The 26,405-nt window shown below is 71.1% G+C and carries 18 protein-coding genes and 2 pseudogenes; 4 read left to right on the forward strand and 16 right to left on the reverse strand.

The window, feature by feature from the left end; translation table 11 throughout:
- Positions 1 to 245: pseudogene (locus JWR81_RS30875) on the forward strand (glucose-1-phosphate cytidylyltransferase); the annotation flags it as partial.
- 21 nt (positions 246 to 266) lie between these two features.
- On the opposite strand, the gene JWR81_RS30880 reads toward JWR81_RS30875, so the two are convergent.
- Genes JWR81_RS30880 through JWR81_RS30890 form a run of 3 tightly spaced genes read right to left on the reverse strand, consistent with a single transcriptional unit; the run spans position 267 to position 4,170 of the window.
- On the reverse strand, positions 267 to 1,760 hold the full coding sequence (locus tag JWR81_RS30880; protein WP_297660994.1) for an oligosaccharide flippase family protein: 1,494 nt from the start codon (positions 1,758 to 1,760) through the stop codon (positions 267 to 269).
- Entirely contained in the window at positions 1,757 to 2,779 is a 1,023-nt protein-coding gene (locus tag JWR81_RS30885; RefSeq protein ID WP_297660996.1) for a glycosyltransferase family A protein, read from the reverse strand. Before JWR81_RS30885 ends, JWR81_RS30880 begins: the two co-directional genes overlap by 4 nt.
- A gap of 35 nt (positions 2,780 to 2,814) precedes the next feature.
- Positions 2,815 to 4,170, reverse strand: a complete 1,356-nt coding sequence (locus JWR81_RS30890; RefSeq protein WP_297660998.1) for a nucleotide sugar dehydrogenase — start codon at positions 4,168 to 4,170, stop codon at positions 2,815 to 2,817.
- Positions 4,171 to 4,359: 189 nt separating this feature from the next.
- Between JWR81_RS30890 and JWR81_RS30895 the strand changes: the two genes are divergently transcribed.
- Both JWR81_RS30895 and JWR81_RS30900 read left to right on the forward strand, forming a co-directional pair.
- A complete protein-coding gene (locus JWR81_RS30895) occupies positions 4,360 to 5,109 on the forward strand; it encodes a GNAT family protein (RefSeq protein ID WP_297661000.1) in 750 nt (249 codons plus the stop codon).
- Between the two features lie 117 nt (positions 5,110 to 5,226).
- Positions 5,227 to 5,985, forward strand: coding sequence for a methyltransferase domain-containing protein (locus tag JWR81_RS30900; RefSeq protein WP_297661001.1), 759 nt, complete (start codon positions 5,227 to 5,229; stop codon positions 5,983 to 5,985).
- A gap of 34 nt (positions 5,986 to 6,019) precedes the next feature.
- Here JWR81_RS30900 and JWR81_RS30905 read toward each other — a convergent pair whose 3' ends face one another.
- Positions 6,020 to 7,552, reverse strand: a complete 1,533-nt coding sequence (locus JWR81_RS30905; protein WP_297661003.1) for an oligosaccharide flippase family protein — start codon at positions 7,550 to 7,552, stop codon at positions 6,020 to 6,022.
- 278 nt (positions 7,553 to 7,830) lie between these two features.
- On the opposite strand from JWR81_RS30905, the gene JWR81_RS30910 reads away from it, so the two are divergent.
- Positions 7,831 to 9,162, forward strand: a complete 1,332-nt coding sequence (locus tag JWR81_RS30910; protein WP_297661004.1) for a polysaccharide pyruvyl transferase family protein — start codon at positions 7,831 to 7,833, stop codon at positions 9,160 to 9,162.
- A 22-nt stretch (positions 9,163 to 9,184) separates the two neighbouring features.
- Here JWR81_RS30910 and JWR81_RS30915 read toward each other — a convergent pair whose 3' ends face one another.
- The 12 genes and pseudogenes from JWR81_RS30915 to JWR81_RS30970 all read right to left on the reverse strand — a co-directional run.
- A complete protein-coding gene (locus tag JWR81_RS30915) occupies positions 9,185 to 10,006 on the reverse strand; it encodes a polysaccharide lyase (RefSeq protein ID WP_297661006.1) in 822 nt (273 codons plus the stop codon).
- Entirely contained in the window at positions 9,996 to 10,856 is an 861-nt protein-coding gene (locus tag JWR81_RS30920) for a polysaccharide lyase (protein WP_297661008.1), read from the reverse strand. Before JWR81_RS30920 ends, JWR81_RS30915 begins: the two co-directional genes overlap by 11 nt.
- Positions 10,853 to 12,718, reverse strand: a complete 1,866-nt coding sequence (gene asnB, locus JWR81_RS30925; RefSeq protein WP_297661010.1) for an asparagine synthase (glutamine-hydrolyzing) — start codon at positions 12,716 to 12,718, stop codon at positions 10,853 to 10,855. The genes JWR81_RS30920 and asnB overlap by 4 nt, the downstream gene beginning before the upstream one ends.
- 1 nt (position 12,719) lies before the next feature.
- Complete coding sequence (locus JWR81_RS30930) at positions 12,720 to 14,876, reverse strand: alginate lyase family protein (protein ID WP_297661012.1); 2,157 nt, start codon at positions 14,874 to 14,876, stop codon at positions 12,720 to 12,722.
- Positions 14,873 to 16,093 (reverse strand): glycosyltransferase family 4 protein, encoded by a 1,221-nt coding sequence (locus tag JWR81_RS30935; RefSeq protein ID WP_297661014.1) that lies wholly within the window; start codon positions 16,091 to 16,093, stop codon positions 14,873 to 14,875. The genes JWR81_RS30930 and JWR81_RS30935 overlap by 4 nt, the downstream gene beginning before the upstream one ends.
- Positions 16,090 to 18,393 carry a glycosyltransferase gene (locus JWR81_RS30940; RefSeq protein WP_297661017.1) on the reverse strand — a complete coding sequence of 768 codons (2,304 nt, stop codon included), beginning with the start codon at positions 18,391 to 18,393 and terminating at the stop codon, positions 16,090 to 16,092. The genes JWR81_RS30935 and JWR81_RS30940 overlap by 4 nt, the downstream gene beginning before the upstream one ends.
- On the reverse strand, positions 18,390 to 19,469 hold the full coding sequence (locus JWR81_RS30945; RefSeq protein ID WP_297661019.1) for a glycosyltransferase family 4 protein: 1,080 nt from the start codon (positions 19,467 to 19,469) through the stop codon (positions 18,390 to 18,392). The genes JWR81_RS30940 and JWR81_RS30945 overlap by 4 nt, the downstream gene beginning before the upstream one ends.
- Complete coding sequence (locus JWR81_RS30950; RefSeq protein ID WP_297661021.1) at positions 19,466 to 21,016, reverse strand: O-antigen ligase; 1,551 nt, start codon at positions 21,014 to 21,016, stop codon at positions 19,466 to 19,468. The genes JWR81_RS30945 and JWR81_RS30950 overlap by 4 nt, the downstream gene beginning before the upstream one ends.
- A complete protein-coding gene (locus JWR81_RS30955; RefSeq protein ID WP_297661023.1) occupies positions 21,001 to 22,704 on the reverse strand; it encodes a hypothetical protein in 1,704 nt (567 codons plus the stop codon). The genes JWR81_RS30950 and JWR81_RS30955 overlap by 16 nt, the downstream gene beginning before the upstream one ends.
- Before the next feature lie 70 nt (positions 22,705 to 22,774).
- Positions 22,775 to 24,163 carry a glutamate-1-semialdehyde 2,1-aminomutase gene (locus JWR81_RS30960; RefSeq protein WP_297661025.1) on the reverse strand — a complete coding sequence of 463 codons (1,389 nt, stop codon included), beginning with the start codon at positions 24,161 to 24,163 and terminating at the stop codon, positions 22,775 to 22,777.
- Positions 24,164 to 24,177: 14 nt separating this feature from the next.
- Complete coding sequence (locus tag JWR81_RS30965) at positions 24,178 to 25,698, reverse strand: sugar transferase (RefSeq protein ID WP_297661027.1); 1,521 nt, start codon at positions 25,696 to 25,698, stop codon at positions 24,178 to 24,180.
- Between the two features lie 149 nt (positions 25,699 to 25,847).
- A pseudogene (locus JWR81_RS30970) lies at positions 25,848 to 26,405 on the reverse strand (transferase); the annotation flags it as partial.

Genomic DNA, 26,405 nt, shown 5'->3' on the forward strand with positions numbered 1-26,405 from the left:
ACTTCATCCCCGAGAACGGCGACCTCATCGCCGACGCGTGCATGCCGCTGGCTGCCCAGGGGAGAATGCTGGCGTACCGGCACAAGGGCTTCTGGCACCCGTGCGACACGGTGAAGGAACGCACGGCGCTCGAGGCCGCCTACCGCTCGGGGGCAAGCCCCTGGATGCTGTGGGACACCCCGGGCCACCGCGACCCCCTGCAGGCCGCCATCGCGGGCCTGGGCGCCGCCGAGCTGGAGCGCTGAGGCGGGGCCCGCGAGGCCTGTTCAGCGCCGTACGACGCCTGCGATCGCGCCGATGACGGCGGAGCCGACGGCCGGGGCGATCACCCTCAGCGCCCCGACGTAGAGCAGCCCCAACAGCAGCGCCTCAGCCAGCACGAGCCCGAGGCCGATCGGCAGCGGCCACGTGACTGCCCGGATGACCGTCCGTTCCAGCACCGCCACCGTCGCCACCGCCACAGCGGCGGCGACGAGGGGTGGGAGCAGTCGACCGCTCAGCTCGGGGAACGAGACACCGACGACGTCACGCACCGACCACAGCCCTGTCAGCCCGACCGCCAGTGACGCACCCGACATCGCAAGACCCACCCCGAACAGCCCGAACGGCACGAGCACGAGAAGCAGCCCGATCCCGCTGAAGACCCCGACCCCCGTCAGACGGTTCAGCCGTCGCGACATGCCGGTGCCCTTCAACACCTCGGCCGTGACGGCGTTCATCGCCTGGCCCAGCCCGAAGCCCGCCATCGCCGTCAGCCCGACACCCGCGGGACGCCACGGCTCGCCCAGCAGCAGCACGGCGAGGGACTCGCCGGAAGCGACCAGCAACCCCGCGAGGGGCAGTGCGGCGAGCCAGATCCACGTCAGCGCGCGCAGGAAGGCCTGTCTGAGCCGCTCGGGGTCGTCGGCGATCCGGGAGAACGCCGGGAAGAGCACGAACGCGCCAGCCTGGATGACGGCGGTGCCGGGCAGGAGCGCGATGCGGCGTGCGTAGCGGTAGAAGCCGAGCGAGGCGGTGTTCAGCACCCGACCGACGACGACGAGCTCCACTGCGTCCCGGATCCGCTCGACGGCAGATCCGAGCAGCAGAGGGAAGGCGAAGCCCGCCATCTCCCGCCACAGCCGCACGGACGGTCGACCCCGGCCCGGACGCCAGCCTGCGAGTCCCCAGCTCGCGACGACCCAGACCGTCATCTGCGCGTAGGAACCGGCGACGAGGGACCAGACACCGAACCCCAGCGCAGCGAACACGACCGCGACGACGGCGAAGGTCAGCACCGTGGCCGGATCGATGATCAATCGCCTGCGGAAGTCGAACCGCCGCTGCATCAGCGCATCGGGGACGTTCGTGACGGCGTGCAGCACCATCGTGCCGGACGTGACGGCGGCGATCGTGCCGGCCACCGAGGCGCCGAAGGCCATCCCGACCAGCGGGGCCGCAGCGAGCGTCACAAGGCTCATCAGCAGACCGGTGCCGAGCGTGACCCAGAAGACCGTGTCGGCCGCGTCGTCGAGGTCCGCGTCGCCGCGCTGGATGAGCGCCTGCGTCAGCGCACCCTCGGCGAACGTCGCGAGGAACGTCGCCAGCACGGTGCCCGCGGCGAACAACCCGACCTCGGTGGGGCTGAGCAGCCGGGCCAGCACCAGCGTCTGGGCCAGCGAGATGACCTGCACGAGCACGAGCGCCACCGCGGACATCGCCGCGCCACGCCGCAAGATCGCGCCCAGCGCTCCGACCGGGGCGCCGGACGGGTCGGTCACGTTCCCGACCGGAGCAGCTTCCGCTGGCTGCGCGCGACCGACGCGGCGATGTGGCTGACCCGCTGCTTCACCGGGTGCACGCGGCGCAGGACTCCGGGGGCGAGCGTGAGACCGGCGACGACCGCGGCGGGGCGCGCCGAGCGCCGCTGCGCGTAGGCGATCTTGGCCTGGTCACGGGCGGTCACGACGTCGTTCGCGAGCAGCGCGGCCCGCGAGCGCCGCATGGCCTGGTTGAACCGCAGGCGACGAAGGGTCGTGTCGAGCGCATGCTGCACCTCGAGCGCGTCGGTCAGCGCGCTGGCCTGCACGAACGCGCGCTCGAGGCTGTCCTCGAAGGCGTCGGCGTGAGCCGGATCGCGGGAGAAGGAGTTCTCCCGCAGCCGGTAACGCGCCAGCCGCTCGTTCATGACGCGGATGTCGCAGCCCGCGGCCAGCATGCGCATGAACATCGCGAGGTCCTCGACCTTGGGCGTGTCGCAGCTGTAGCCCTTGCCGACCTTCCAGGCCTCGGCCCGGATCGCGGCCGTGTAGTAGATGACGTCACCCGCGATCACCTCGACAAGCGTGACCCGGTGGTCGACGTCGGGGTCGGTCGTGATCCCGACCGACTGCCGGTAGCTGCGGATCTGGTCCTGACCGTCGCCATCGTCGAAGAGGAAGGCATCGATCCCGACGACGTCGACGGCCGGGTTGGAGTCGAGCACAGCCGCTGTGCGTGCACAGAACTCCGGCATGAGCAGGTCGTCACTGTCGAGCACGGCGAAGTAGCGGCCGGTTGCCTCGGCAGCAGCCGCGTCGATGCCTCCACCTAGGCCCTTGTTCTCCTGCCGGATCAGCCGGATGCGGGGATCGTCAGCGTACTTCTCGACGATCTGGACGACCTCGTCGGACATGCCGTTGTCGACGACGATCAGCTCCCAGTCGGTGAGCGTCTGCGCCACCACCGAGTCGATCGTCTCGGCGAGGTAGGGCTCGGTCCGGTAGGCCGAGGACAGGATGCTGAAGACGGGCTGGGACACGTCGGATTCCGTTTCTTCGAGTCGCACTCGGTCGGCTACCAGGCGATGCCGGTGTAGGCGGGGTCGTCGTGACGGGCGTCCGCGTCGGGCAGGCGCACGAGGTCCACCAGGAACTGGTGGGCACTTATCCCGTCGACGGCGGCGACGACCTGTGGGTCACGAGAGCCGACGACGCACACCTCGGCGTGCGCGAGCACGGCGTCAGCGTCGTCGGTGAGGAGTTCGGAGATGTGCGGGAGGCGGTCGTCGAGGTAGGCGCGGTTGGCCCCCATCAGTCGCGAGAGCGCGACGTTGGGGTCGTAGATGCGGATGTCGTAGCCCTTGCCGACGAGCCGCTCGGCGAGCTCCACGAGCGGGCTCTCACGCAGATCGTCGGTACCGGCCTTGAAGGAAAGCCCGAGGATCCCGATTCGGCGGCGTCCGTACGAGGTGATCAGCGCGACGGTGCGGCGCAGATGGGCCTCGTTCGAGACGAGCACGTTGGCCAGCACCGGCACGTCGACGTCGTGGCGGCGCGCTGTGTGGGTGAGCGCCCGGACGTCCTTGGGCAGGCACGAGCCCCCGAACGCGAACCCCGGACGGAGGTAGGCGGGGCTGATGTTGAGCTTGGTGTCGGCGAGGAAGACGTCCATCACCGCATGGGCGTCGAGGCCGACCGCAGCGCAGACGGCGCCGATCTCGTTGGCGAAGGTGACCTTCAACGCGTGGAAGCTGTTGTCCACGTACTTGGTCATCTCGGCGACGGCGATGGGCACGCAGAAGCGGGGTCCAGGCAGGCCGTCGTAGAGGCTCATCACGAGTGCGCCACTGCGCTCGTCGCTCTCGCCCACGACGGTCTTCGGAGGGTCAAGGAAGTCACGCACGCTGGTGCCCTCGCGGAGGAACTCCGGGTTCAGGCACACGCCGAAGTCGACGCCGACGGTCTTGCCCGAAGCCTTCTCCAGCAGCGGGATCAACAGGTTCTCGCAGGTGCCGGGGACCATCGTGCTGCGGTAGACCACGACGTGCCAGCCGTCCTTGGCCGCCAGCGCGCTCCCGATCTGCTCGCTGGCGCGCTCCAGGTACTCGGTCGAGAGGCCCCCACCCGCCCCGGACGGCGTTCCGACGCACACGATCGTGATGTCGGTGTCGAGGACGGCCGCGACCGGGTCGTCGCTCACCTTGAGGGCGCCGGACCCGACGACCTCGGCGATCAGCTCGCCGATGCGCTCCTCGACGATCGGAGTCCGGCCCTCGCCGATGAAGGCGGTCTTCTGCGGGTTGGCATCGACCCCGAGGACGAGATGGCCCCGCGAGGCCAGGCACGCAGCGGAGACACAGCCGACGTACCCGAGGCCGAAGATGCTCAGGCTCGGCCGCTCACCGGTGGTGACGGGCTCAGGAATGCGCACGACTCAGTGCTCGTCGCGCCGCGACGCTGCGTTACCTGCCCCGACCGAATGACCCGAACGAGTGGCCGAGTCCGGTCGCCACGGATCGACACCTCCTCCTCAGAGTCCTTTCGCCCCTATGTCCGTAACACCGAGGCCCGTATGGGCGATGAAGCGTCCGCCTGTCACACACGTCGAGGGGTTGGTTCGATGATCGCTCCGATCTCGGCGGTGACGCTCGTGGCGGTAATCAGGTACTACCTGCGGCCGCTTCGCCGCACGCTCGACCGGACGGTGCATCCACCGGCGGGGCGGACGTGGGGCGTGCGGTTGGGACCGGTGGTCGTGGCCGGCCACAGCGTGGTGCTGCGCAGCCCCAGGGTCAGCGACGCCGACCAGTGGCGCGCGGTCCGCCTGCGGGAGCAGGAGCGGATCGAGCCGTGGTGGGCGTCGTCGCCCCTGTGCTGGGAAGACCGGCACACCGAGGCACGGTGGGTGACAAGCGTCCTGCAGGCCCGGAGGGAGGGCCGGGCGGGACTCTCGCTCCCGCTCGTCGTCGAGGTCGACGGCCGCCTCGCCGGTCAGTGCGGACTCGAGTGGATCGCACCGCATACCGGTACCGCCGAGATGGGCATCTGGATGGACTCGCGCTGGGCGAGTACAGGGATCTCGGGCATCGCGGCCGGGATGATGGTCGATCACGCGATGAACCGGCTGGGTCTGCACCGACTGATCGCGCCCATCAGCGAGGGCAACCTCGCCGCCGCGTGGGGAGCGGAGCACCTCGGCATGCGCCGTGAAGGCGTCATGGCCGGTTACCTCGACGTCGGCGGCGAGCGGCGCGACCACCACCTGTGGGCCATCACGGCCGACCGGGTGCCTCCGGGAGGCGTCACCGGCGCGATGTTGTCGGCGGCCGCCGCTCCGCGCGCCACGCGTCGCAATCTACCGCCGACATAAAGAATAAATGGACAATGACGGACATAGTCATCAAGCTTGCGCATTGACGCGCTGTAACAGATAAGAATTCGCCCCCGAGTCACCTGCCGAACACAGTGCTGACCGGAGGGATCATCGATGCCGAGCGCGATCAAGAAAAATGTACTCCAGGGGACGAACAGCCTGCTCGGACTAGCTGATCTCAAATTGGTCAGAAGCCGCGATCAAGACTGGTCCGACCCGAGTACGTTCCTGCCGCTCAAGGAGACGGTGGCGGCCGCGCAGGCCGCGGGCCTGCCGCTCGGCGAGTACATCGAGAACACGTACAACGTTCCGGGCGCCATCGGCACGACCATCGGCCACCTGACCGAGTTGGACGTGTTCAGCGGAACCCGTGACCGCATCTGTGAAATCGGCCCAGGATCGGCTCGGTTCCTCGAACCCGTGCGGTCGCTGTGCAAGCCCTCCCACTACGAGGTCTACGAGACCGCGGCGCCGTGGGCGAAGTGGCTGCAGGAGAACTACGGTGTGATCCTGCGCGCCACGGACGGCAAGACGCTGAAAGCAACCCCCGACGACTCGATCGACCTCGTCCACGCGCACAAGGTCCTGGTCGTCGTACCGCTGCTGGGGATCTGCAGGTACCTCAAGGAGATGATGCGGGTCACCCGTCCCGGCGGTGTCGTCGTGTTCGACGCGTTCACCGACGACTGCCTCGCCGACGGGGCCATCGACAAGTGGCTGGCTACCGACGTCGATGCGGGAAGCTACCCGTCGCTGGTGCTCAAGCAGCTGATCGTGGACCTCTTCACGGCAGGTGGATTCGACCTGTCGGGCACGTTCCTCATCCCGATGAAGCCGGGGACGACCCAGTACTTCGTCTTCCGCCGACGCTGAACTCCGCACGCGCCCTCGTGTGATGAGCGCGGTGCTAGCCGCGGCGCGCCCGACGGCCCAGCAGGAGCGGGACGAGAGCCCGCACCATCGCGGGGGCGACAGCGGTCAGCGCGAGGAGGTAGACCACCAGGAACGCCAGGGTGTCGACCACGAGCATGCCCAGGCCGACGGCGATGCCATGGGTGTCGGAATGGAAGACCTGGTGTTCCAGCAGTGCGACAGCGACGACCGCGACGGCACCGGCCACTATCGGCGGGACCACCGTCCGGCCGATCTGGCCGAACGTGACGCCGACGACGCCCTTGGCGAGATACAGGCAGAATATCCCGACCGTCAGCTGGGTGATCGAGATCGCCAGCCCGACGCCGACCAGACCGAACGGGATGATCAGGAGCAGCGACACGACGCCGACACCGAACTCCACGGCCGTGTACCAGTTGAGCAGGGAAGTGCGGTTACAGCCTTTGATCGCTTCCTCGCTGACGCAGGTGAAGGCTTTACCCAACCCCATCCCCGCCATTGCGACGACCGCGATGCCGGCGCCGCGCCACGGCTCACCGAGCAGGACAACGACCGCGGGCTCGCCCGCTGCGATGATCAGACCGGAGAGCGGTACGGCGAACAGCGTGACCGATCCGAGGGCCTGCAGGTAGTTCCGGCGCATCCGTTCGGTGTCATCGGACATCCGCGAGAAGGCGGGGAACAGGGCGTTGGCGACGACGTCGATGATCACGTTGACCGGGATCTGCGAGATCCGCGTGCCGTAGCGGTAGAAGCCCAGCGCCGCGGTGCTCAGCCCGCGCCCCACGACGACGGACTCGATCATCTGCCGCGTCCGCGTCCCGACGAAGCCCATGACGAGCGGGAACCCGTAGCGGGCCATCTCGCGCCACATGCTCCAGGTGAACTTCCCGCGGCCCGGCCGCCAATCGGTGATCGCCCAGACCGCCACCACCCACACCACGTAGGACACGTAGCTGCCGATCACCAGGCTCCACACGCCGAAACCCAGAAGGGCCAGCGTGACGGACGTGACCGCGAAACTGATCGAGATCGACGGGCCGACGACCAGCCTGCGCTTGACGCTGAACTGCCGCTGGAGCATCGCCTCCGGCACGTTGATGAGCGAGTAGAGCAGCAGCGACCCCGCCGACGCGGCGGCGATCGCCCCCGCCTCCGCGCTGTGGAAGACGATGCCGATGACGGGCGAGGCGACCAGCGCACCGATCACCATCAGCAGGCCCGTGCCGATCGTGCCGCGGAAGACCGTCTCGGCGGCGTCGGCGAGAGCGACGTCGCGGTGCACCAGCCCGGCCCGCATGCCGCCCTCGGAGAAGTCCGAGAGGAACGCCGTGAGAACCGTGCCCGCGGCGAACAAGCCGACCTCGGTGGGTGTCAGCAGCCGAGCCAGCACGATCGTCTGCACCAGGGAGATCAGCTGCGCGACGACCAGCGCCGCAGCCGAGGCGGCGGCGACTCTCTTGATCTTGCTGTTCAGTGCCTGCTGCCCGGGGTCGACCGCATTCGCTCCAGCAGCGGATCCGCCGCGTGTCTCCCCTGCCGTCATCAGCGTCCGCGTCCTCCTCGTCGGCGGCGCCGAACGGGCGTCACCACGTCGGTGATCTCGGCGTCGCATCCCGATGCGTTAACCGCAGGTGGGCCGCGCTCGGATCGGCCCCGCCAGGGGCGGACACTGCTATCATCCGCAACGACCGTCGCCACGACCGCCACCCCGCGTCGACCACGTGCCGCATTCAGGCGCGTGACGCGACCCGGGTGCCACTGCAAGGTCGGCGAACCCGGATTGCCCGGCCCCGGATCACATCGCGACGAAGTGGATGGACGATGGAGCACAGCGATGGTGCGAGCACTCCTGGCCTGCGGATCGTCGTGCAGAACGGGGAGTACTGGCTGTCCAACAAGGGCGATCTCGCCATGCTGGCGGTCACGGTCCGCAGGCTGCAAGAGCGATGGCCGCAGGCGCGCATCGGTGTCCTGACGAGCGCCCCGCTGCTCCTCCGTGGCTTCGCGCCCGGCACCGAGCCGATCTCGGACAGTGGGGCAGGAGGGTGGCCGGGGAAGCCTGCGCTCGGCCGGCTGGCCGAACGTGCCGGGCCCCGGATCGTCGGCCCGGCATCGGTCGCCTGGCTCACCGGCCGCGAAGTGCCGCGCCGGTACGCGCGGAGGATCGCCCGCATGCTGCGCCCCGCCGGCGGGTCCACCGGGTCCACGCGCTCCGGCACCGACACGGTCGCCCTGCGTCATGCCTCGCTCGTCCTGGCCATGGGGGGTGGCTACTTCACCGACGTCGATCCGGAGCAGGCCCACCGCACGCTGGATCTGCTGGAATACGCCGTCCGCAACGGCATCCCGGCGGCGATGGTCGGCCAGGGGCTCGGGCCCGTCGAGGACCCCGGCCTGCTGGCGCGCGCGTCCGAGGTCCTGCCGAAGGTCGACCTCATCGCGCTGCGCGAGGGCCTGCGCGGACCGGAGCTGCTCGCCCGGCTCGGCGTGCCCGGTGACCGCGTAGTCGTCACCGGCGACGACGCCATCGAGCTCGGCTACGGCGTGCGGAGTGCTGTGCCCGGCAACGGCATCGGCATCTGCCTGCGGGTGGCGGGGTACTCGCCGGTGGCGGCTGCTACCAAGGATGCCGTCGGGCAGTCGGTCCGCGGCTTCGCGAGCCGGATGGGGGCCGCGCTCGTCCCACTGATCATCTCCGAGTACCGGTCCGAGGACCGCCGGTCGACGCTTCCGCTGGTCGCCGGATACCCGAACGCCGTCCGCGCGCTCGGGCGTTACGTCACGCCCTACGCCACGGCGGGACAGGTGTCGCGCTGCCAGATCCTCGTCACCGGCGCGTACCACCTCGCGGTGTTCGCGCTGTCCCAGGGGATCCCGGTGGTCGGGTTGAGCTCGTCCCGCTACTACGACGACAAGTTCCTCGGCCTCGATGCGATGTTCGGCGGCGGCGGTCTCGAGCTGGTCCGACTCGATGAGCCGGATCTCGGCACCCGGCTCGATGCGGCGGTCGAGGCCGCGTGGGAGCGCGCCCCGCGGGTCAGGGAGCCGCTGCGGGAACGTGCCCGCTCCCAGATCGAGGCGAGTCGGCAGGGGTTCGCGCGCGTATTCGATCTCGTGGAGTCGCGGATGCCCGGACCGGACCGCATCCGGTGAGACGTCGTGACACGGACGGGGGTCAGTGCCGGACGATGTCCAAAGAGGTCCCGATGCGGGCGTCGTCGATGTAGATCGTTCCCGGCGGCACGATGGTGGGGTCCCGGAAGTAACCGAACTTGATCTCGCTGGTCACCTGGCCAGGCGGCGCGGCGTAGAGTGTGCCCGCGACCGGGGCGTATCGGGGCACGACGAGCGCCCCGTTCCGCCACACCTCGACGAATCCGACAGCCGGGTCGGGCGAGAACTTCACGTGCAGCACCCAGTCGACCCACTGTCCGGTCACCGCCGTCCCCATTGGAATGGTGAACGGATGCGATCCGCTCGGCGCCCCGTAGCCCCCCTCGAGGCGGTAGGAGCCGTTCTCCACGTTGACCGACACCGGTGCCGATCCGTCGACGTCCTGTTTGAACTGGACGATCGTCTGCCAGTGGGCCTCGACCGGGAACCCGGGCGCGAGATAGGTGGACACGGCGACATAGAGATCGTCACCGGCGACGGCGTCGGGGAATTCGGGAACGATCTCGTCACGCGAACCGCAGCACACCCCGTCCGCGGGGGTCGACGGCCCGGTGATCCCCAACCGGATCGCGTACCGGCCGCCGCGCACCGGCTCCTGGACGACCTGCGGGGTCAGACCTTTGACCACATTGTAGGGGGTGTCCTTGAACTGCGACATGTCTCCGGTCTCGGCGTTGCCGGTCCACAGGATCTGCCCCACGGGCTGGGGTGTCGGGGCCGGCGTGTCGGCGGCGCTGCCCGTCCCGCATCCTCCGGCGAGAACGAGCAGCAGGACCGTGGCGAGGGTGGACGCGGCGCGGCGGACGCCGCGGCTAGCGAGCAACGGAGGCATAGGTGGTCCCGATCCGCCAGTTGTCGAGGTACATGGTCTCCGGCGTGGTGATCGCCGGGTCTCGATACGGGCCGGTCTTGACGTAGCTCCCCGCCTCCGAGCCGGTCCCCGGGTAGAGCGTCCCGGACGCCGGCGCATAGCGCGGCAGCACGAGAACACCGTTCTGCCACACCTCGACGAACCCGATCGCCGGCTTCGTGGAGAACTTGACATGCAGCACCCAGTCCTCCCACCGACCGGTGGTCGCGGCGCTGAGGGGGATGATGAACGGCTTCGGCCCTGGGGGCAGCCCGTCCCCGCCTTCGATTCTGTAATGGCCCTGCTCGACGTAGAGCCCCAGCGGCGGCGGACCGTCGAAGTTCTGCTTGAACTGCGTGATCAGCTGCCACACGTCGGCGACCGGGAAGCCGGGCGCCAGATAGGTGGAGAACCCGAAGTACAGGTCGTCGCACTCCTCGAGATCGGGCACCTTCGGTAGCAGCTCGTCGCGAGAGCCGCAGCAGATTCCGTCAGCGGGCGTCGTGGCACCGGGGATCCCGAGCTTGATGGCGTACTTGCCGTCGCGCACGGGGCTGGTCACCACCTGCGGCGGTGTTCCGCCGACATTGTTCCACGGCGCGTCGCGGAACTGGGAGAGATCACCGGTCTCGGCGTCGCCGGTCCAGATCAGCCCGGCTCGTGGGCCCGTGCTGACAGCCTCGGGCATGGACACGTCCGGACCTGCCCCGCTCGACAGGTCCGGCGCCGTCTGGGCGGCCATCCCCAGACCCGGATCACAGCTCGCGCTGAGCACGAGCACGCACAGCACCGCGAAACGGGCAGCCGTGCGGCTCCTCCTCATCGCACCACCTCGGCGGGCCGCTCCGGCGCGGTGTCGCGGAAGAAGGCGCGGTACCACACCTCGAGTGACAGCAACGGCCAGATCCGGGCCTCCTCGTTGGCGGTGCCGGCCCGATGCCGCTCCAGCAGCCGGGTCACGGCCGGCCGGTCCATCAGGGTGGTGGCCAGCGAGTCCGGATCCCGGAGCAGGTCCCAGGCCATGTCCTCGAGGGCTCCGCGGAACCAGGCATCCATCGGCACCCGGAAGCCGACCTTGCGCCGGTCGACGATCTCGTCGGGAAGGTGGCGGCGGGCCACCTCCTTCACGATCCACTTCGTGGTGCCACCCCGGACCTTCAGCGACGAGGGCAGCCCGAACGCCAGCTCGACGAGCCGGTGGTCGAGGAACGGGGGCCGCAGTTCCACCGACGCGGCCATCGACATCCGGTCGCCCCGTTCGAGGAGGTTGTCCGGGAGCCAGGACGCGACGTCCGCTGCCAGCATCCGCCGCACGAGATCACCGTCAGCGGGGTGCGCGGAGCGCGGGTGCCGACCCCATCGGCCGACGAGCTCGTGCCGTTCCGACGCGGTGAAGGGGGCGAACCAGGTGCGTAGCCGTTCCTCCTCGGTGGCGCCGCTGAGCGTGCGCAGCGCGATCCGCGCGCGGGCGGCCGAGGGGGGAAGCCTGCGCTGCAGCGCGTTGACGGCGGGCAGGCGGAGCGCGGCGGGGATCCGGCCGGCGAGGGCGAGCTTCGGCGCCGCGCGATACTTCGGATAGCCGGCGAACAGCTCGTCACTGCCCTCACCCGAGAGGACCACCCTGACGTGCCCGCGCGCGAGTTCGGCCAGCCTGTACATCGCGATGTCGGAGGGCTCGGACACCGGGGCGTCTCGGTGCCACGTCAGCAGGGGCCACAGCTCGGTGAAGTCCCGTGGCGCCAGCACGACCTCGTGGTGGCGGGTGTGCATGAGCTCGCTGACACGGCGTGCATGGGGCAGTTCGTCGGTGCGGGGGTCACCGAAGCCAGCGGCGAAGGTCTCGACACCGGTGCCGCCGCGCAGGCGGGTCATCAGGGCGACGACGAGGCTGGAGTCGACGCCCCCGGACAGATATGCCCCCAGAGGGACGTCGGCCACCATCGCGGCCTCGATGGCCTGTTCGAGCGCGATGGAGACCTCCTCGACGGCCGCCGCAGGATCCACCCCCCGACGCGTCCCGGTCGGGAGCGTCCAGTAGCGCTCGAGCCTCGTCGTACCGGTCGCCGTCACCCGCAGCCGGTGGCCGGCGGGGAGCTTCCGGACGCCGGCGAAGAGAGTGTTCGGCGCGGGCACCGAACGCAGAGCCAGGTAGTCGTCCAGGCTTGCCGTGTCGATCTGCGGCCCCGCGGGGAGCGCGGGCAGCAGCGCCTTGATCTCCGAGGCGAACACGATCATGGTGGCGTCGACGTGATAGTAGAGCGGCAGGATGCCCAGCCGGTCACGGACCAGCAGCAGCTCGCCGTCGTCGGCGTCGTGGAGGGCGTAGGCGAACTGGCCCTGCAGGAGGTGCACCGCATCACGACCGTGCACCTGGTGGGCCGCCAGCAGGGTCTCGGTGTCGCCCTCGGTGCGGAACGGGAACGAGAGATCGCCGCGCAGCGAGCGGTAGTTGAGGATCTCGCCGTTGAAGGACAGGTGCAACCGGTCGCCGGGGCCGGCCATCGGCTGGGCGGAGGAGGCCACATCGATGATCGACAATCGGCGGTGGCCGAAGCCGACGGATCCCGCTGTCCAATAGCCGTCGGCATCAGGTCCTCGGTGGGTGAGCCGGTCGGCCATCGCACGCAACAGAGCGTGCGGCACCGGCGCGCCGTCGAACCGCATGACCCCGACGATCCCGCACACTTCAGTCCCCCCTGTTTGTCATATCGGTCGCGGAGATCGACACCGCACCGGCCGTGGTCGTGTCGATCCCGATGACCGCACGGCGGCCGCCCGCCGTCCATCGCGCTTCGATCCGGCCGTCACGGAGCTCGACGGTGAGCCCCGACGGCGCGGCGGCCTCCGACATCGTGAGGAGCGTGGCCACGACCAGCGGAAGCGGCCGCCGCTCGAGGACCACACCCACCAGCCAGGCGGAGGTACGCGACTCGAACCTTCGTGACCACCAGCCGATCCGCCTCTCCTCGTCACCACGCACGGCATACAACGCCGGCGCCGCCGTGGCCGCGGTGGTCACGCGCAGCTCCGGCACCCCGGCCCGGTCGACCCGGTGCCCGTCTCCGCCGGTGCTCACCTCGAGCTCCGGGTGCAGCGGCCAGGCGGTCCGGACCCGGTGTTCGCCCGAGCCCGTGAACAGGTCGACCACCAGTACCGTGTCGCCCTCCGGCGAGACGAGGTCGGGCGGGACGAGCAGGTAACGGCGGTGGGTCACAGGGTCGGGCAGACGCCGGTAGCCGTCGTGCTCGGCCTCCACCAGGCCGCGGACGGTGTCCACGGCGCGCACGGTGGTGACGGCGTGCCGGTTCCACAGGAACGGTCCACCGGCCACGGACTGGTCGAGATCGTCGACGGACGCGGTGGCGTGCATGCGGGTGCCGCGGAACGCGGCGCGCCACGCGGGCTCCGCGTAGTAACTCCCCGTGCCGGGGTCGACGACCAGCTCGCGCCCACCCGCCGTGAGGGTCATCGACAGCGCGTCGGCGTGGCCGTGGGCAGCGATCGAGAGATACCCCAGTGGTCCGACGTCCATCGTGATCCTGCGGTCGGCGCGACGCAGCACCACCAGCCCACCGTCGGGGGCATAGAGGTCACCCGGTGTGGCGGAGCGCTCCGTCGGAACGGAGGCGCCCGGCCCGGCGAGCCACGCCGCGGCGAGGTCGGGGGCGTGCGCCGGTGCCCCGGCCACGGTTCCAGCGACGGCGGCGAGGTGCCTGCCCACGGTCGGGATCGGGTCGGCATGCAGCCGGAGCGCGAACCCGCCGTCGTCGTCCCCGTAGGACACAGGCGGCTCGCCGTCGGCGCACAACGCGTCCAGGAACCGTGCGCTGCGCCGCAAGGCTCCGACGATCGCCGCGGGCGGCCGGTCACCGCGCAGCCGGAGCAGGGCAACCGGGAGGAGCAGCATGTCGCCCGTGAAGGCCTGATAGCCCGAGGACTGCTCGGCACCGACACCGTCGGGGAGGATCTGCCGGTCGGCCTCAGCCGACAGCACGGCCATCGCGCGCAGCTCCGCCTCGGCCGCACCGGCGAGCTCGGGGAAGAGGATGGCGACGACCGCGACCCCGGCCATCTCGCCGATCAGGTGGTTGTTGGCCGAGCTGAACCGCGACCGATCGCGCCACGCGCGCTCCCGGCAGGCGGCGAGCAGCGTGACAGCCCGGCGGTAGCGGTCGACGGTGAGACCCGGCGCGTCGCGCAACCCCTGCAGCGCCACGGCGACCGACGAGGCACGGACCCCCGCCTCGAATCCCCCGCGCCAGGCGATTCCCTGGCCGACCGGGTTCTGCGCGATCCAGCTGTCGAGCTGCTCCAGCGCGCCGTCCGCGTAGCGGCGCTCACCGGTGAACAGCCACGCCTGAGCGAGCCAGGTCAGGTGCTGGAGGCGGTTGAGCTCCCAGATCCACTTGGGATCCCCCGGGCAGGTGCGATGGTCGATGCCCACGGACGGGACGAGCGGCCAGCGGTGCCCGGCCCGCGGGTCGAGGTTCCAGTCGACCACGTCCCCCGGGAAGGCGACGGCGTCCTGACCGAAGTACCCGAACCGGCGCTCCAGCACGGCATCCGCCGCGGCGAGGACCGTCGCGGCGTCGCCCGGATGGGCGGTCGCCAACTCGGGCGCACGCGCGGCATCCAGCAGCACGGGGCCTCCTTCGGCGGCGCGGAACCGGGCGTAGGCCGCGCTCCAGTCGTCGTCCTCGACGAGCGGTCCAGGACGCGAACCCCGGCGCAGGAGCGGCGACGTGATCGCAGCCGCCTTCGCCCCGGCCCGCCAGGCGACCTCGCGTGGGCTCATCGCCAATGCCCGCGCGGCGTACCAGCTCCATCGTTCGGTGGTGATCAACGACCCCTCGCCCCCCCGCGACGCCGGCGTCCGCCGGCGACGAGCCGCTCGTAGAACGCGACGAGGTTCCGCTCCGACACGGCCCACGACAGCTCGTCCGCCACCCGCGCCCGGCCGATCTCGCCCATCTCCCGGCGCCGGTCCGGATCGTCAAGGAGCGCGCCGAGCTCCTTGCCGAAGGCCGCCTCGTCGTTCGGCGGCACGTAGACAGCCGCCGCACCCGCCGACACCCGCGCCTCGACGAGGTCGAACGAGACGAGCGGACGGCCCATCGCCATGTACTCGACGACCTTGTTCATGGTGGAGACGTCGTTGAGTGGGTTGCGGGGATCGGGTGACAGGCACACATCGGCGGTGGACAGGCAGTGCTGCAGGAACTCGTCGGACACCCTGCCGGTGAACTCCACGTGGTCGGAGAGTCCGAGCTCGCGCGCGAGCACCACCATCTCGTCGAACGCGTCACCGCTGCCCATGAAGATGGTGTGCAGGTCGTCGCGGCCCATGTCGTGATGCAGGTACGCCAGTGCCCGCAGGGCGTAGTCGACGCCGTCCTGGGGCCCCATCACGCCGACATACGCCGCCAGGTAGGCCCGGCCACGCCGCAGCGACGGGACCGGGTCGCGCTGGAGGAACCTGGTGAGGTCCGGGGCGCTCCGGACCACCTGCACGAGCTCGGGCCGCTTGTGGCCGCGCGTGAGGGCGACCCGGCGGTAGCTCTCGTTGGTGCTGATCACCGCGTCGGCCAGGGCGAAGGTGATCCGCTCCAGCACGACGGCGACGCGGAACAGCCACTCCCCGCCACCGGCGAAGCGGGAGCGGAACAGCTCCGGAACCAGGTCGTGGTGGTCGAAAACGAACTTCGCGCCGCCTACAAGGAGCGGCAGGGCGGCCAGGAACAGCAGGTCGGGCGGGTTGCACGCCTGCACCACGTCGACCGGGCCCTCCCGGCGGACCCGCAGCGCGAGCCGGATGGTGTGCCATAGCGCGAGGCCGTACTCACGGACGTACCCGGCCGGACCGCCGGTGGCCGCCCGCAGGGGGTAACGGAGGATCCGCACGCCGTCGATCACGATCTCGGGCTCGGTGTCGCGACGGGCACCCCTGGGGCAGATGACCACGACCTCGTGACCGGCCCGGGTGAGCGCCAGGCTCTCCTGCCAGACCCGCCGGTCGAAGGGCACCGACAGGTTCTCGACGAGGATCAGTACGCGCGTCATCTCGCCACCAGGTCTGTGAGGAGCTGCTGGTAGCCCTGCACCGTGTGGTCGATCGCGAACTCCCGTTCCGCGCGGGCCCGCGCCCGCGCTCCCATCGCGACCCGCCCACCGGGGTCGTCGATCAGCGCGGCCAGCCGGGCGGCGAGCGCGACATGGTCGCCTGCCGGCACGAGGTACCCCTCCACCCCATCCGCGATCAGATCCCGCAGCGCACCGACCTCGGTCGCGACGACGGGCAGTGCTGCGGCCATCGACTCGAGCACCGTCAGCGGCACGCCCTCGTGCATCGACGACAGGCACGCGATGTCGAACGCGGGCAGCAGCCTCGCGACGTCGCGGCGGACTCCGGTGAACAGGACGCGGTCGGTGATGCCCAGTTCCGCGGTGAGGGCGGTGAGCGCCGACTGCTCCTCACCACCGCCGACGACGACGAGTCGCATCCCGGGGCAGGTGGGGGCGAGGGCAGCGACGGCCCGCAGCAGTACGCCGTGGGCCTTCTGCGGACTCAGCCGGGCGACGATGCCGAGCACGACGTGGCCGTAGTCGAGCCCGAGCCGTTCGCGTGCGGCTGCCCGGTCGGCGGCCGTCGGTGCCGGCGGCAGGTCGATGCCGTTGGTGATCACGACCTCGCGTGCCCGCCGCCACGGCCTCGTCCCGACGCCTTCCTCCGCGCGCAGGTAACGGCTCTGGCTGGGCGCCAACAGCACGAGCGCGTCGGAGAGGAACAACGTCTCGACGTCGCGGCGGGGCAGCACCCGACCGCCGACGCGGGTCAGGTCCATGTCGTGGGCGGCCACGATGTTGGCCGGCACCCGGGCCAGCCGGGCGGCGAGTCGGCCCAGGGTCAGCGCAGCCCGGTGGTGGTGGTTCACGAGCACGACGTCTGTGCGGTCAGCGCGCAGGAGCGCCACCAGCCGGGGCAGCGTGGTGAGGTCGTACCGACCGCTCCGGTCGAGCACCGCGACGGGCACGTCCGCGGCCCGGAACTCGCCGGCGAGCGGGCCCTCCTCGCGCAGGCAGACCACGCGGGGTTCCACGACGGTCCGGTCGACGTGCCGCATCAGGTTCAGCAGGAGCAGCTCGGCGCCGCCGACGAACGTCAGGTCCATCACGACCGTCAGGCGCACCGGCCGCTGATGCGGATCGCGCCCCGCGGTCCGTGCGATCGCGGCCTCCGCCGCTCGCACCGAGCGCTCCAGCGTGAACTCCGACTCGACCCGCCGCCGCGCGGCCGCCCCCATCGCCGCGGTGCCGGCCGGATCGCTCAGCATCTTCACCAGCGCGTCGGCCATCGCACGCGGGTCACGTGGCGGCACGAGGTGGCCGGTGACACCGTCCTCGATCATCTCCGGGACCCCGCCGATCGCCGTCCCGACCGTTGGGATGCCCGAGGCCATCGCCTCGAGCAACGCCATGGGGAAGCATTCGACGGTGCGCGAGCTCAGCGCCACGACGTCGACGAGGCCGAGAACCCTGCCGACATCCGGACGCGAGCCGGCGAACACGACCGACGCGGCGATGCCGAGCTCCGCGGCCAGCGCCGTCAGCGCGGGACGCAGGGGGCCGTCCCCGACCACCAGCAGCTGCGCGTCGGGGAGCTCGTCGACGACGAGCCGCATCGCGCGCAGCAACGACTCGTGGTCTTTCTCCGGTCGCAGCACCGCGACGGATCCCACCACCGGCGCGTGCGGGTCGAGACCGAGCTCGGCGGCGAGGCCGGCGTCGCCCGCACCGGCGGGGCGAGGTGTGTAGCGCGCAGGGTCGACGCCGTTGTGGATGACCTCGATCTTGGCGTCCGGGTAGCGCAGCTCGCCGGTCATGTACGGCCGCTGCCCGTTCGCGACGGCGTAGTAGGCGCTGGTGGCGGGTTCGAGGATGCGGTCGATCGCGGTCCGCACCCGGCTTCGTCGCGCGACATCGCCGCAGTTGTGGACCCACACCACCGAGCGGGGGACGCGAGTGAGGATCGCCGCCACCCGCCCCAGTCCCTCGGCACTGTAACCGCGGGTGATCAAGACGTCCGGACGCTCCCGCCGGATCAGCGTCACCAGTGCCAGCAGCGCGGCGACCGGGTTGCGCCTGTGGTGCAGGGCGCGGGCCGGCACCCCGGTGGCCGCGAGCCCGGCGAACAGCGCACCCTCCTCGCCGATGCAGACCACCGACGGCGAGAAGAACGCGGGGTCCAGCGCGGGAGCCAGCGTGGCGGCGTGCCGCTCGGCGCCTCCGACCTGCAGGTCGGGGACGACGAAGAGCACTCGCAGCGGCCCGCTTCGCCGCACCGGTCTGCGCAAGAGGCTCATCGCCGGGCCGCCTCGCGGTAGAGGGTGTCGAACCGACGCCACACCACGTCGATGTCGTACTCGGCGAGGACGCGGTCGCGGGCGGCGGCCCCTAGCTCCTGCCGCAGCCCGGTGTCGGTGAGCACACGGCGCAGGGCCGACCCGAGCGCTTCGACGTCGTCGGGCGGTACGAGCATCCCGGCCCGCCCGTGCGCGAGCATCTCCGGGATACCGCCCACGTCGCTGGCGACGACGCACATCCCGTGCGCCATGGCCTCGAGGAGCGCCATGGGCTGGCCCTCGCTGCGGGACGGCAGGACGAGAACGTCGGCGCGCCCGAGAAGATCGGCGACCTCGGCGGGCTGCAGCCAGCTGCGCACCGTGACCGATCCGCGGACGCCGTCCTCCTCGGCGAGCCTGCGGGCCCGCTCCACCTCGCGGTCCCCGGCCAGCGTGAGATGCGCGTCGCCGAGGGTCTCAGGCTCCGCGGCGAGCTTCGCCCAGGCCTCCAGCAGCGTGAAAGCACCCTTCCGCTCGCCGATCTCGCCGAGGAAGACCACCTGCGGCGGATCCCCGATGCCCCCGGTGCGCGCAGGTGGGATCCGCACCCCGTTCGGCACGATGACGACGCGGGCCGCGGGCGCGATCGCCGAGAGCCGCGCTCCCCAGCAGTCGCCGAGAGCCACCACGGCTGACGCGTGGCCGAGCGTGCTGCGCACGACCGCACGCAGCGGTGCCGGTAAGCGGTCGTGGAAGACGTCGAACTCCGAGCCGTGTACGTGCACGATCGCGGGCACCCGCAGTACCCACGCCGTCCAGAACAGGAGCGCTTTGCGCACGAAGCTGCCGTAGGACGACATGTGCAGATGCACCACGTCCGGACGGCGCAGCAGCAGAGCGACGACGTAGTGCCGCATCCCCGCGGCGAACGCGCCTGCCTTGGAGACGGCGCCGCCGTCACGGTGGGTGGAGACGTGTTCGATCTCCCAGCGGGCCCACAGCTCCGTACCCCGCAGCATCCGGACGTAGCTGGAGATGCCGCCGCGGGTCTCCAGGCTCGTGGACACACACAGCGCCCGGCCGGCGCGGGGGGTCACGACGACACCCCAGCCAGCTGCCGCGGACGGGGAAGGCCGGGCCGCCGGGACGGCTCGCGGGCGGGCGGTGGCTGCGCGTTCGCGAGCCCGACCGCGGCTCCGACGAGCAGGAAGACGAGCAGGTTGGCGAAGTCGAAGTAGCGCAGGTCGACGGTGAACCCGCACACCACCCACACTCCGAGCACCGTCAGGGCGAGGAGGCCGAAGGGTCTCCCGCCGAGACCGCGCACGGGGAGCTTCCGCAGCGCGACGAACAGTTGCCACAGCATCAGGCCCAGGACCGTGAGCCATACCGCGAGTCCCGGAAGCCCCAGCTCGGCGGCGATGCCCAGCTCGTTCTCGTGCGACGGGATCGAGTACCCGCGCTCGTAGCTCACCGTGGGGTCCCATTGCTGGTGGTGGTAGGTGTTGACCTCCTCGAACCGGGCGATGCCCCATCCGGTCAACGGCTTCTGCTCGATCGCCCAGACCGACGTCGCGATCGTGTTCAGCCGGTCCTCGACCTCGTTCGCCGACCCCACTCCGCCCGCTGCACGGTCGGAGCTGGTGAAGGTCGACCAGTTCACTCCGACGAACAGCGCCGCGGCCGTCAACGTCACGACGAACCCGGTACGAGCGCCCCGCGCGAAGACCGCGCACACCAGCACTCCGACGCCGAAGACCAGCCAGACCGCCCGCGTCCTGGTCAGGTAGATCCCCAGCACACACAGGACGGCGACCAGGGCACACGTGATCCGCGGCCAGCGCGCGAGCGCGCGATCCTGCGCCATGAACGTGGCCGTGACGAATCCCGCCACCATCACCAGCCCGTTGACGACGGGCTGGTTGAAGATCCCGACCGCGCGGTCGGACCAGTTCGGTGCGTCCACGATGTAGCGGGGCCAGACGAGGGCGTTCGGCCCGGTGAACTGCATGATGCTGAGCAACGCCGACCAGCCGGCGAGTGCGACCACGGTGATCAGGACGGGCCGGACCGCCCGCTCCGAGCGGAGCGCCGACCGTCCGACGACGTAGGCGACGAACGGCAGAACCGTTCCCGTGAGGATGAACCGGTAGACGACGATCGGCGCGCCGCTGCTCGGCTCCACCGGCGGGTAGTCGTGTGGAAGCACAGCGGAGACGATGTTCCAGAGCAGGTAGGCGACCATCGCCATCTCGAGCGCCCCGAAGTGCAGCCGCAGCTTCCCCCGCAGCCCCGCGAGGACCGTCGACACGACGAGACCCGCCAGCACGAGCACCATGGGCTCGGCCGGCAGCCCGTGCACCGGCACGGCCAGCCGGAGGAACGAGGCGAACAACAGGATCAGGATCGCCGCCGTGGGCGAGCCGAACACGAGCGCCGCGACAGCACCGCCCAGGGCCACCAGCAGGACTCCGGCCGGGCCGGCGACCGGACCTGCGAAGGTGACACCGGCGACCAGGACTGTGACGGCGGCGAGCAGGACACCGGTTCCCACCGGCCCGAAGGGCGCTGCCGCCTCGCGCAGCGGAGACGGCCGGCCCGCCCGCAACACGATGGGCAGCAGCGGTGTCACCTGCCGGACCACGAGCGGTCCATGACCTGTTCCGGTACGTCCGCACCGTGCTCCGTCCCGGCGACGCCCTTGCGCGGCCGCGGGAACGGGCTGGGCTGGCCCTTGTCGGTGCCGGGGGCGGACGCCCGCTCACCGTGCAGAGCCGGCGCGCCGGCTCCTGCCGGGGCGGGCCGGGGCCGGGTGGCCTTCACCATGTCCACGGCCGTCGGCTCGGCGGAGGCGCCCCGGCGGAGGCGGAGCACCGCCACCCGCCGCCGCGGCCGCAGGTGGACGTGCTTCAGCACCCTGGTCGGGAGGCTGTCGTCGTCCGCGGCGCCGTCCACGCAGGCCTGTGCCTCGGCGGCACCGGCCTGCTGGTCGATCACCACGCCCGCGACCCGGGTGTTGACGGCGTTCAGCAGCGCCACGGCTTCCACGGCGTCCTTGGCGGTGGTCACGCCACTCTCGACGACGACCAGAACGTGATCGGCGACGGCACAGACGACCTGGCTCTCCGCTGCATCGTCCACGGGTGGGGCGTCGATGATCACCAGTCCGTAGGACCTCGACGCCTCTTCGATGACCTCGACCAGCCGGTCGGGCTCCACCACCACGTACGGATCGCGGCCACCGGGATCACCGGACGGGAGCACCCGGAGACCCCGCCGCTCCGTCACCGTAGCGCCCACCACGCTGGTCTCACCGTCGAGGACGTTGACGAGCCCCCGGACGCCGTACCGCCGGACACTCTCTGTGGAGCGCAGGTTGGCCAGGATCAGCAGCGTGCCGGCGCGCCGGGTGGACCAGATGCCCGCGAGCTCCCGGGCGAAGGCGGCAGACGTGCGTCCGCCGCGCGGCGCGACCACGGCGACCACGGTGGGACCGGACCTCGTGAAGAGGCTCATTGCGTTGGCCATGGCCTGCACGCGGCGGGTGCGCTGCACGGGGTCGGCGTTCGCCTCGAAGTTGGCCAGGGTGTCGAGCCGGAGGTGCTGGCGCACGTCGGCCGGGGTTCGGAGACGGTTGTCCAGCGCGGAGAACAGCAGCGCGATGAGGATGCCCAGAACGGCGCCACCCGCGAGGCCGGTCGCGGCGGCGACCGTGGTGCTCGACTTCGTGCTCGCGACCCCGGGCACGGGCTGCAGCTGCTTGAGCTGGTTGGTGTCGTCGGCCTGGACGACGGTGATCTGGCCCTGCAGCGAGCGGATCTGGTCGAGGATCACGTTGCTCTCGCCGGGTGTCACGCCGGGCTGCTGCAACTGCTGAAGGGAGTTGGCGACCTGTGTCTGCAGTCCGGTCGCCACCCGCTGGTTCTCGGCGACGAGGCTCTGTCGAACGTCGTTGCGGAAGGTCTCGGCGGCGACCGCTGCTGCGCTGCGCACCGATGCCTCATCGGTGCCACTGGCCTCGATGTAGAGGACAGGGCTGGTTGCGGCGGTGGCGGCCGAGAGCTTCACGCCGGCCGGGATGTGCACCTCGGTGGCGAGCAGCTGCTGGTAGCTGGGCTGGTTGAAGTAGTCCACATAGCCGAGCGCCAGCACGGCGTCCTGGTCGGGCGAGTGCAACTGCGACTGGGCCGTCAGCGCGGCCGTGGCCGTCCACGTCGGACCGTCGCGCGTGTGCGCCCACATGGTGGCCAGAACGCCCCCGATCATCGCGACCGCGAGAATGAGAACCCAGCGCCGGGCGATACGCCTGGTGTACTGCTGCAGCGGGCTCACCGTCTGCCTCCCCGATCTCGGTGTTCGTTCGTGATCTGCACTGGGCTACTCGATTCGAGTAATCGCCGCATTACTCCGACCAACTGGAACGGATGGGGCGAACGGCCGATTCGGCGCGCGCCGCCAGCCGTCGGGGTGCGGCGTGCAGGCGATGCGCGGGCGCCACCGGCCGTCCCGCGAACAGGTCCTCAGGGCGGCCGGTCTCCAGCGCCTTGCGATAGGCCGCAGTGGCGCCCCTGGCCGCCTCGACCGTCTGCTCGACGTCGGCGTCGGTGTGCGCCGCGGAGATGACGTACGACTGGCCGAGCACCCCGCGCTGCAGGATCTCCGAGAGGTACAGGGTGCGCATCGCCTGCGACGGCACGCCGGTGGCGTCAGCGGTACGGAATACCAGGCACGAGGAGCGCCCGATGACCGACAAATACTCGCCGATGCCGGCTTCGGCCGCCACGGCGTTGACGCCGTCGGCGAGCAGGCGCCCCTGTCTCTCCATGGTGGCGACCGGGTCGGTCTCGGCGTAGGCGCGCACGACCGCGCGGAACGCGGCGAGAGACGCGGTCTCGGCGCCGTGGGTGCTGGAGAGCAGGAACACCCGCTCCCGGTCGGTGTTCAGCCCGCCGAGCTCCATGAGGTCGCGGCGGCCGGCGAGCGCGGCGATGGGGAACCCGTTGCCCATCGCCTTCCCCCACGTCGAGAGGTCGGGGGTGATGCCGTAGACGGACTGCGCTCCCCCGGCCGCCCACCGGAATCCGGTGATGGTCTCGTCGAACACGAGGACGGTGCCGTGGGCGTCGCAGAGCGCGCGCACGCCCTCGAGGAAGCCCGGCTCGGGCTCGGCCAGCGCGCTGGCCGCCTCGAGCATCACACACGCGACGGCGCCGTCGTTCTCCTCCAGCATCCGGCGGAGCGACTCGAGGTCGTTGTAGCCGAACGTGCGCACGAGCGAGCGGACGGCCGCGGGCACGCCGGTGTTGATCGGCAGCGTGCCGACGAACCAGTCCTGCGAGGAGAAGTACGGCTGGTCGTGGCACAGGCCGACGAGCTCACGACCGGTGGCCGCGCGCGCCAGCCGGATGGCGGTGCTGGTGGCGTCAGAGGCGTTCTTGCAGAACTTGACCATGTCGGCGCCGGGTACGAGCGCGAGGAAGTCCTCCGCGGCGGCCAACTCCAGCTCGGTGGGCCGGGTGAAGGACACGCCCCCGGCCAGCACCTCACGGACGGCCTCGACGACCGGCGCGTAGCCGTGTCCGAGGGTGACGGCACGCATTCCCATCCCGTACTCGACGAACTCGTTGCCGTCGACGTCGCGGACGCGGGCGCCGGACCCGCCGACCAGCACGGGCGCCATGCCCTCGGGGTACTGGTCGGACCCCTTCGCGAAGGTGTGGGCGCCGCCCGGGACGAGCTGGTGCAGGCGGTCCTGCAGGGCGGTGGAGCGGTCGAAGCTGATGCCGGTCACCGAGGTCTCCTCGATCAGTAGGCTCCGCGGCTGTTGACGACCGCGCCGAAGGTCTTCCAGAGGATGAGGGCGTCGAGGGCGAGGTTCCAGTTCTCGACGTAGCGCAGATCGAGCCGCACGGACTGCTCCCACGACAGGTCGCTGCGCCCGCTGATCTGCCACAGCCCCGTGAGCCCGGGCTTGACGAGCAGCCTCCGCTGGGCGTCGCGGCCGTACGTGGCGACCTCGGCGGGCAGCGGCGGACGCGGGCCGACGAGCGACATCGCCCCGGTCAGCACATTGACCAGCTGTGGCAGCTCGTCGAGCGAGTAGCGGCGTAGGAACGCCCCGACACGGGTGATGCGCGGGTCGGTCTTCAACTTGAACAGGGGGCCGGCACCGTCGTTGGCGGCGACGAGCTCGACGAGCTTGGCCTCTGCGTCGACGACCATCGAGCGGAACTTCAGCATCGTGAACTCACGGCCGTGGCGCCCCACCCTGGTCTGGCGGAAGAACACCGGGCCACCACCGTCGAGCTTGACGCCGATGGCGAGCACGAGCAGCACCGGCGCGATGAGGAAGAGCAGCAGCGCGGAGCCGCAACGGTCGATGGCGTGCTTGGCCACCCACGGCACGCCGGTGAAGGTGGGGCGCGTGAGCCGCAGCAGCGGTAGCCCGTCGACGGGGTCGATGTGCAGGCGCGGCCCGGCCACCTCCATCAGCCCCGGATCGACCACGAGCTCGGTGGGGGCCTCCTCGAGGTTCCAGGCGAGCTGGTGGAGCCGGGAGGGCGACCAGCCGGGGGTGGGGCAGACGGCGACGACGCGGTGGCGGCCCTCGCGGGTGCTGTCGGCGACGGTGTCGAGATCGCCGACGACGGGCACGCCGAGAATGCCGTCAGCCCCGCAGCGCGCGGCGCCCGTCGGGGTGCAGACGCCGGTGACGACCCAGCCCCGACTGGTGTCGCGACGGGTACGGACGATGAGGTCGGTGACCGACTCGATGGTGCCTACGGCCAGCACCGGCAGGGCGCAGCGGCCCCGCCTGCGCAGCGCGTGCAGGCGGGCGCGCAGCGCGAGGCGGCCGAGCACCATCAGCACGCCGGCCATGGGCATCAGCCCGAAGACCCACGGCCGAGGTGCGGTGGCCTGCAGGGCGAGGCCGAGCAGGCCGAGCACAACGGCGCTGGTGACGACGGCGCGCAACACCCGGCTGAACTCTTCCGCGCCCTGCCCGAGGACCCGTGGGTCCCACGCGCGGGAGATGACCAGGCCCAGGACCATGAGCAGCCCGGCCACCACGCCGACGCCGACGGCGACATGTCCGAACTGCGGGACGAAGCTGCCGAGGCCGAGCAGAGAGCCGACGAGGACGGCGACGCCGATGGCCAGGACATCGGAGGCGACACTGGACGCCGTGTAGCGGGTCTCCCAGCGCTCCCGGCGCGGAACGGTCGGCCCGGACTTGAAGCCGGGAAGGTGTGCCGATGGTCGCCACGACCGCCCGGAGGTGGTCGACCGCGACGTTGTACTGCCGAGGCCCAGCCGAGAACTCAACGCTTCCCCTCGTTCCATCCCCCGCGGTCGCGGCTTCCCGATGCCCCCGCAGCTCGACCGAATGGCGACGGGCCCGGATGTCGACCCGCAGACCATCACTCGCCGGACGCCCGGGCGTCGTTACACACGGACACCTACGGCTCGGCCACTCAGGTGGTGCCCGTCCCATTTGGACCAGCCCCGGCGTCGATCCAGTTCGCACCGGACGCCTCGATCTCCGGCAGTGCCAACCGAACCTCGGACAACAGGTCGGAGACGAACAGAAGAACCACGTCCGGCCGACCGGTCACGAGCTCGTCCGGGGTGATCACCGGGACGGTGGTACCGGGCATGCGGCAGCCCTGCTTCGCCGGCGAGGCGTCCGCGACGCCGTGGAGGAGACCGTCCTGGAGACCCGCGAGGTGCAGGAGCGCCACGGCGCGGGACGCGGCGCTGTATCCGTAGACCCTGTCTCCCGCCCGGCGAGCGTCGTACAGCAGGTCGCGCAACGCCGATGTCGAGACGTCGACCCGGTCGTGCAGCTTCCGTAGTGCGGCCGCGTCCAGCACGCCGATGTTCTTCTCGTCCTCGACGATCGCCACGACGGACGGGGCCGGACGGCCACCTCGACGGGCCGCGAGGAGCACGGTGCCGCCGTAGAGCGGGAAGGACCAGGCGTCGGTGACGATCAGGCCGCGGGTCGCGAGCATCCCCTGCAGCGCGGGCGT

Origin of the sequence: Pseudonocardia sp. (genome assembly GCF_025965585.1) — a bacterium.
GTDB lineage: Bacteria > Actinomycetota > Actinomycetes > Mycobacteriales > Pseudonocardiaceae > Pseudonocardia.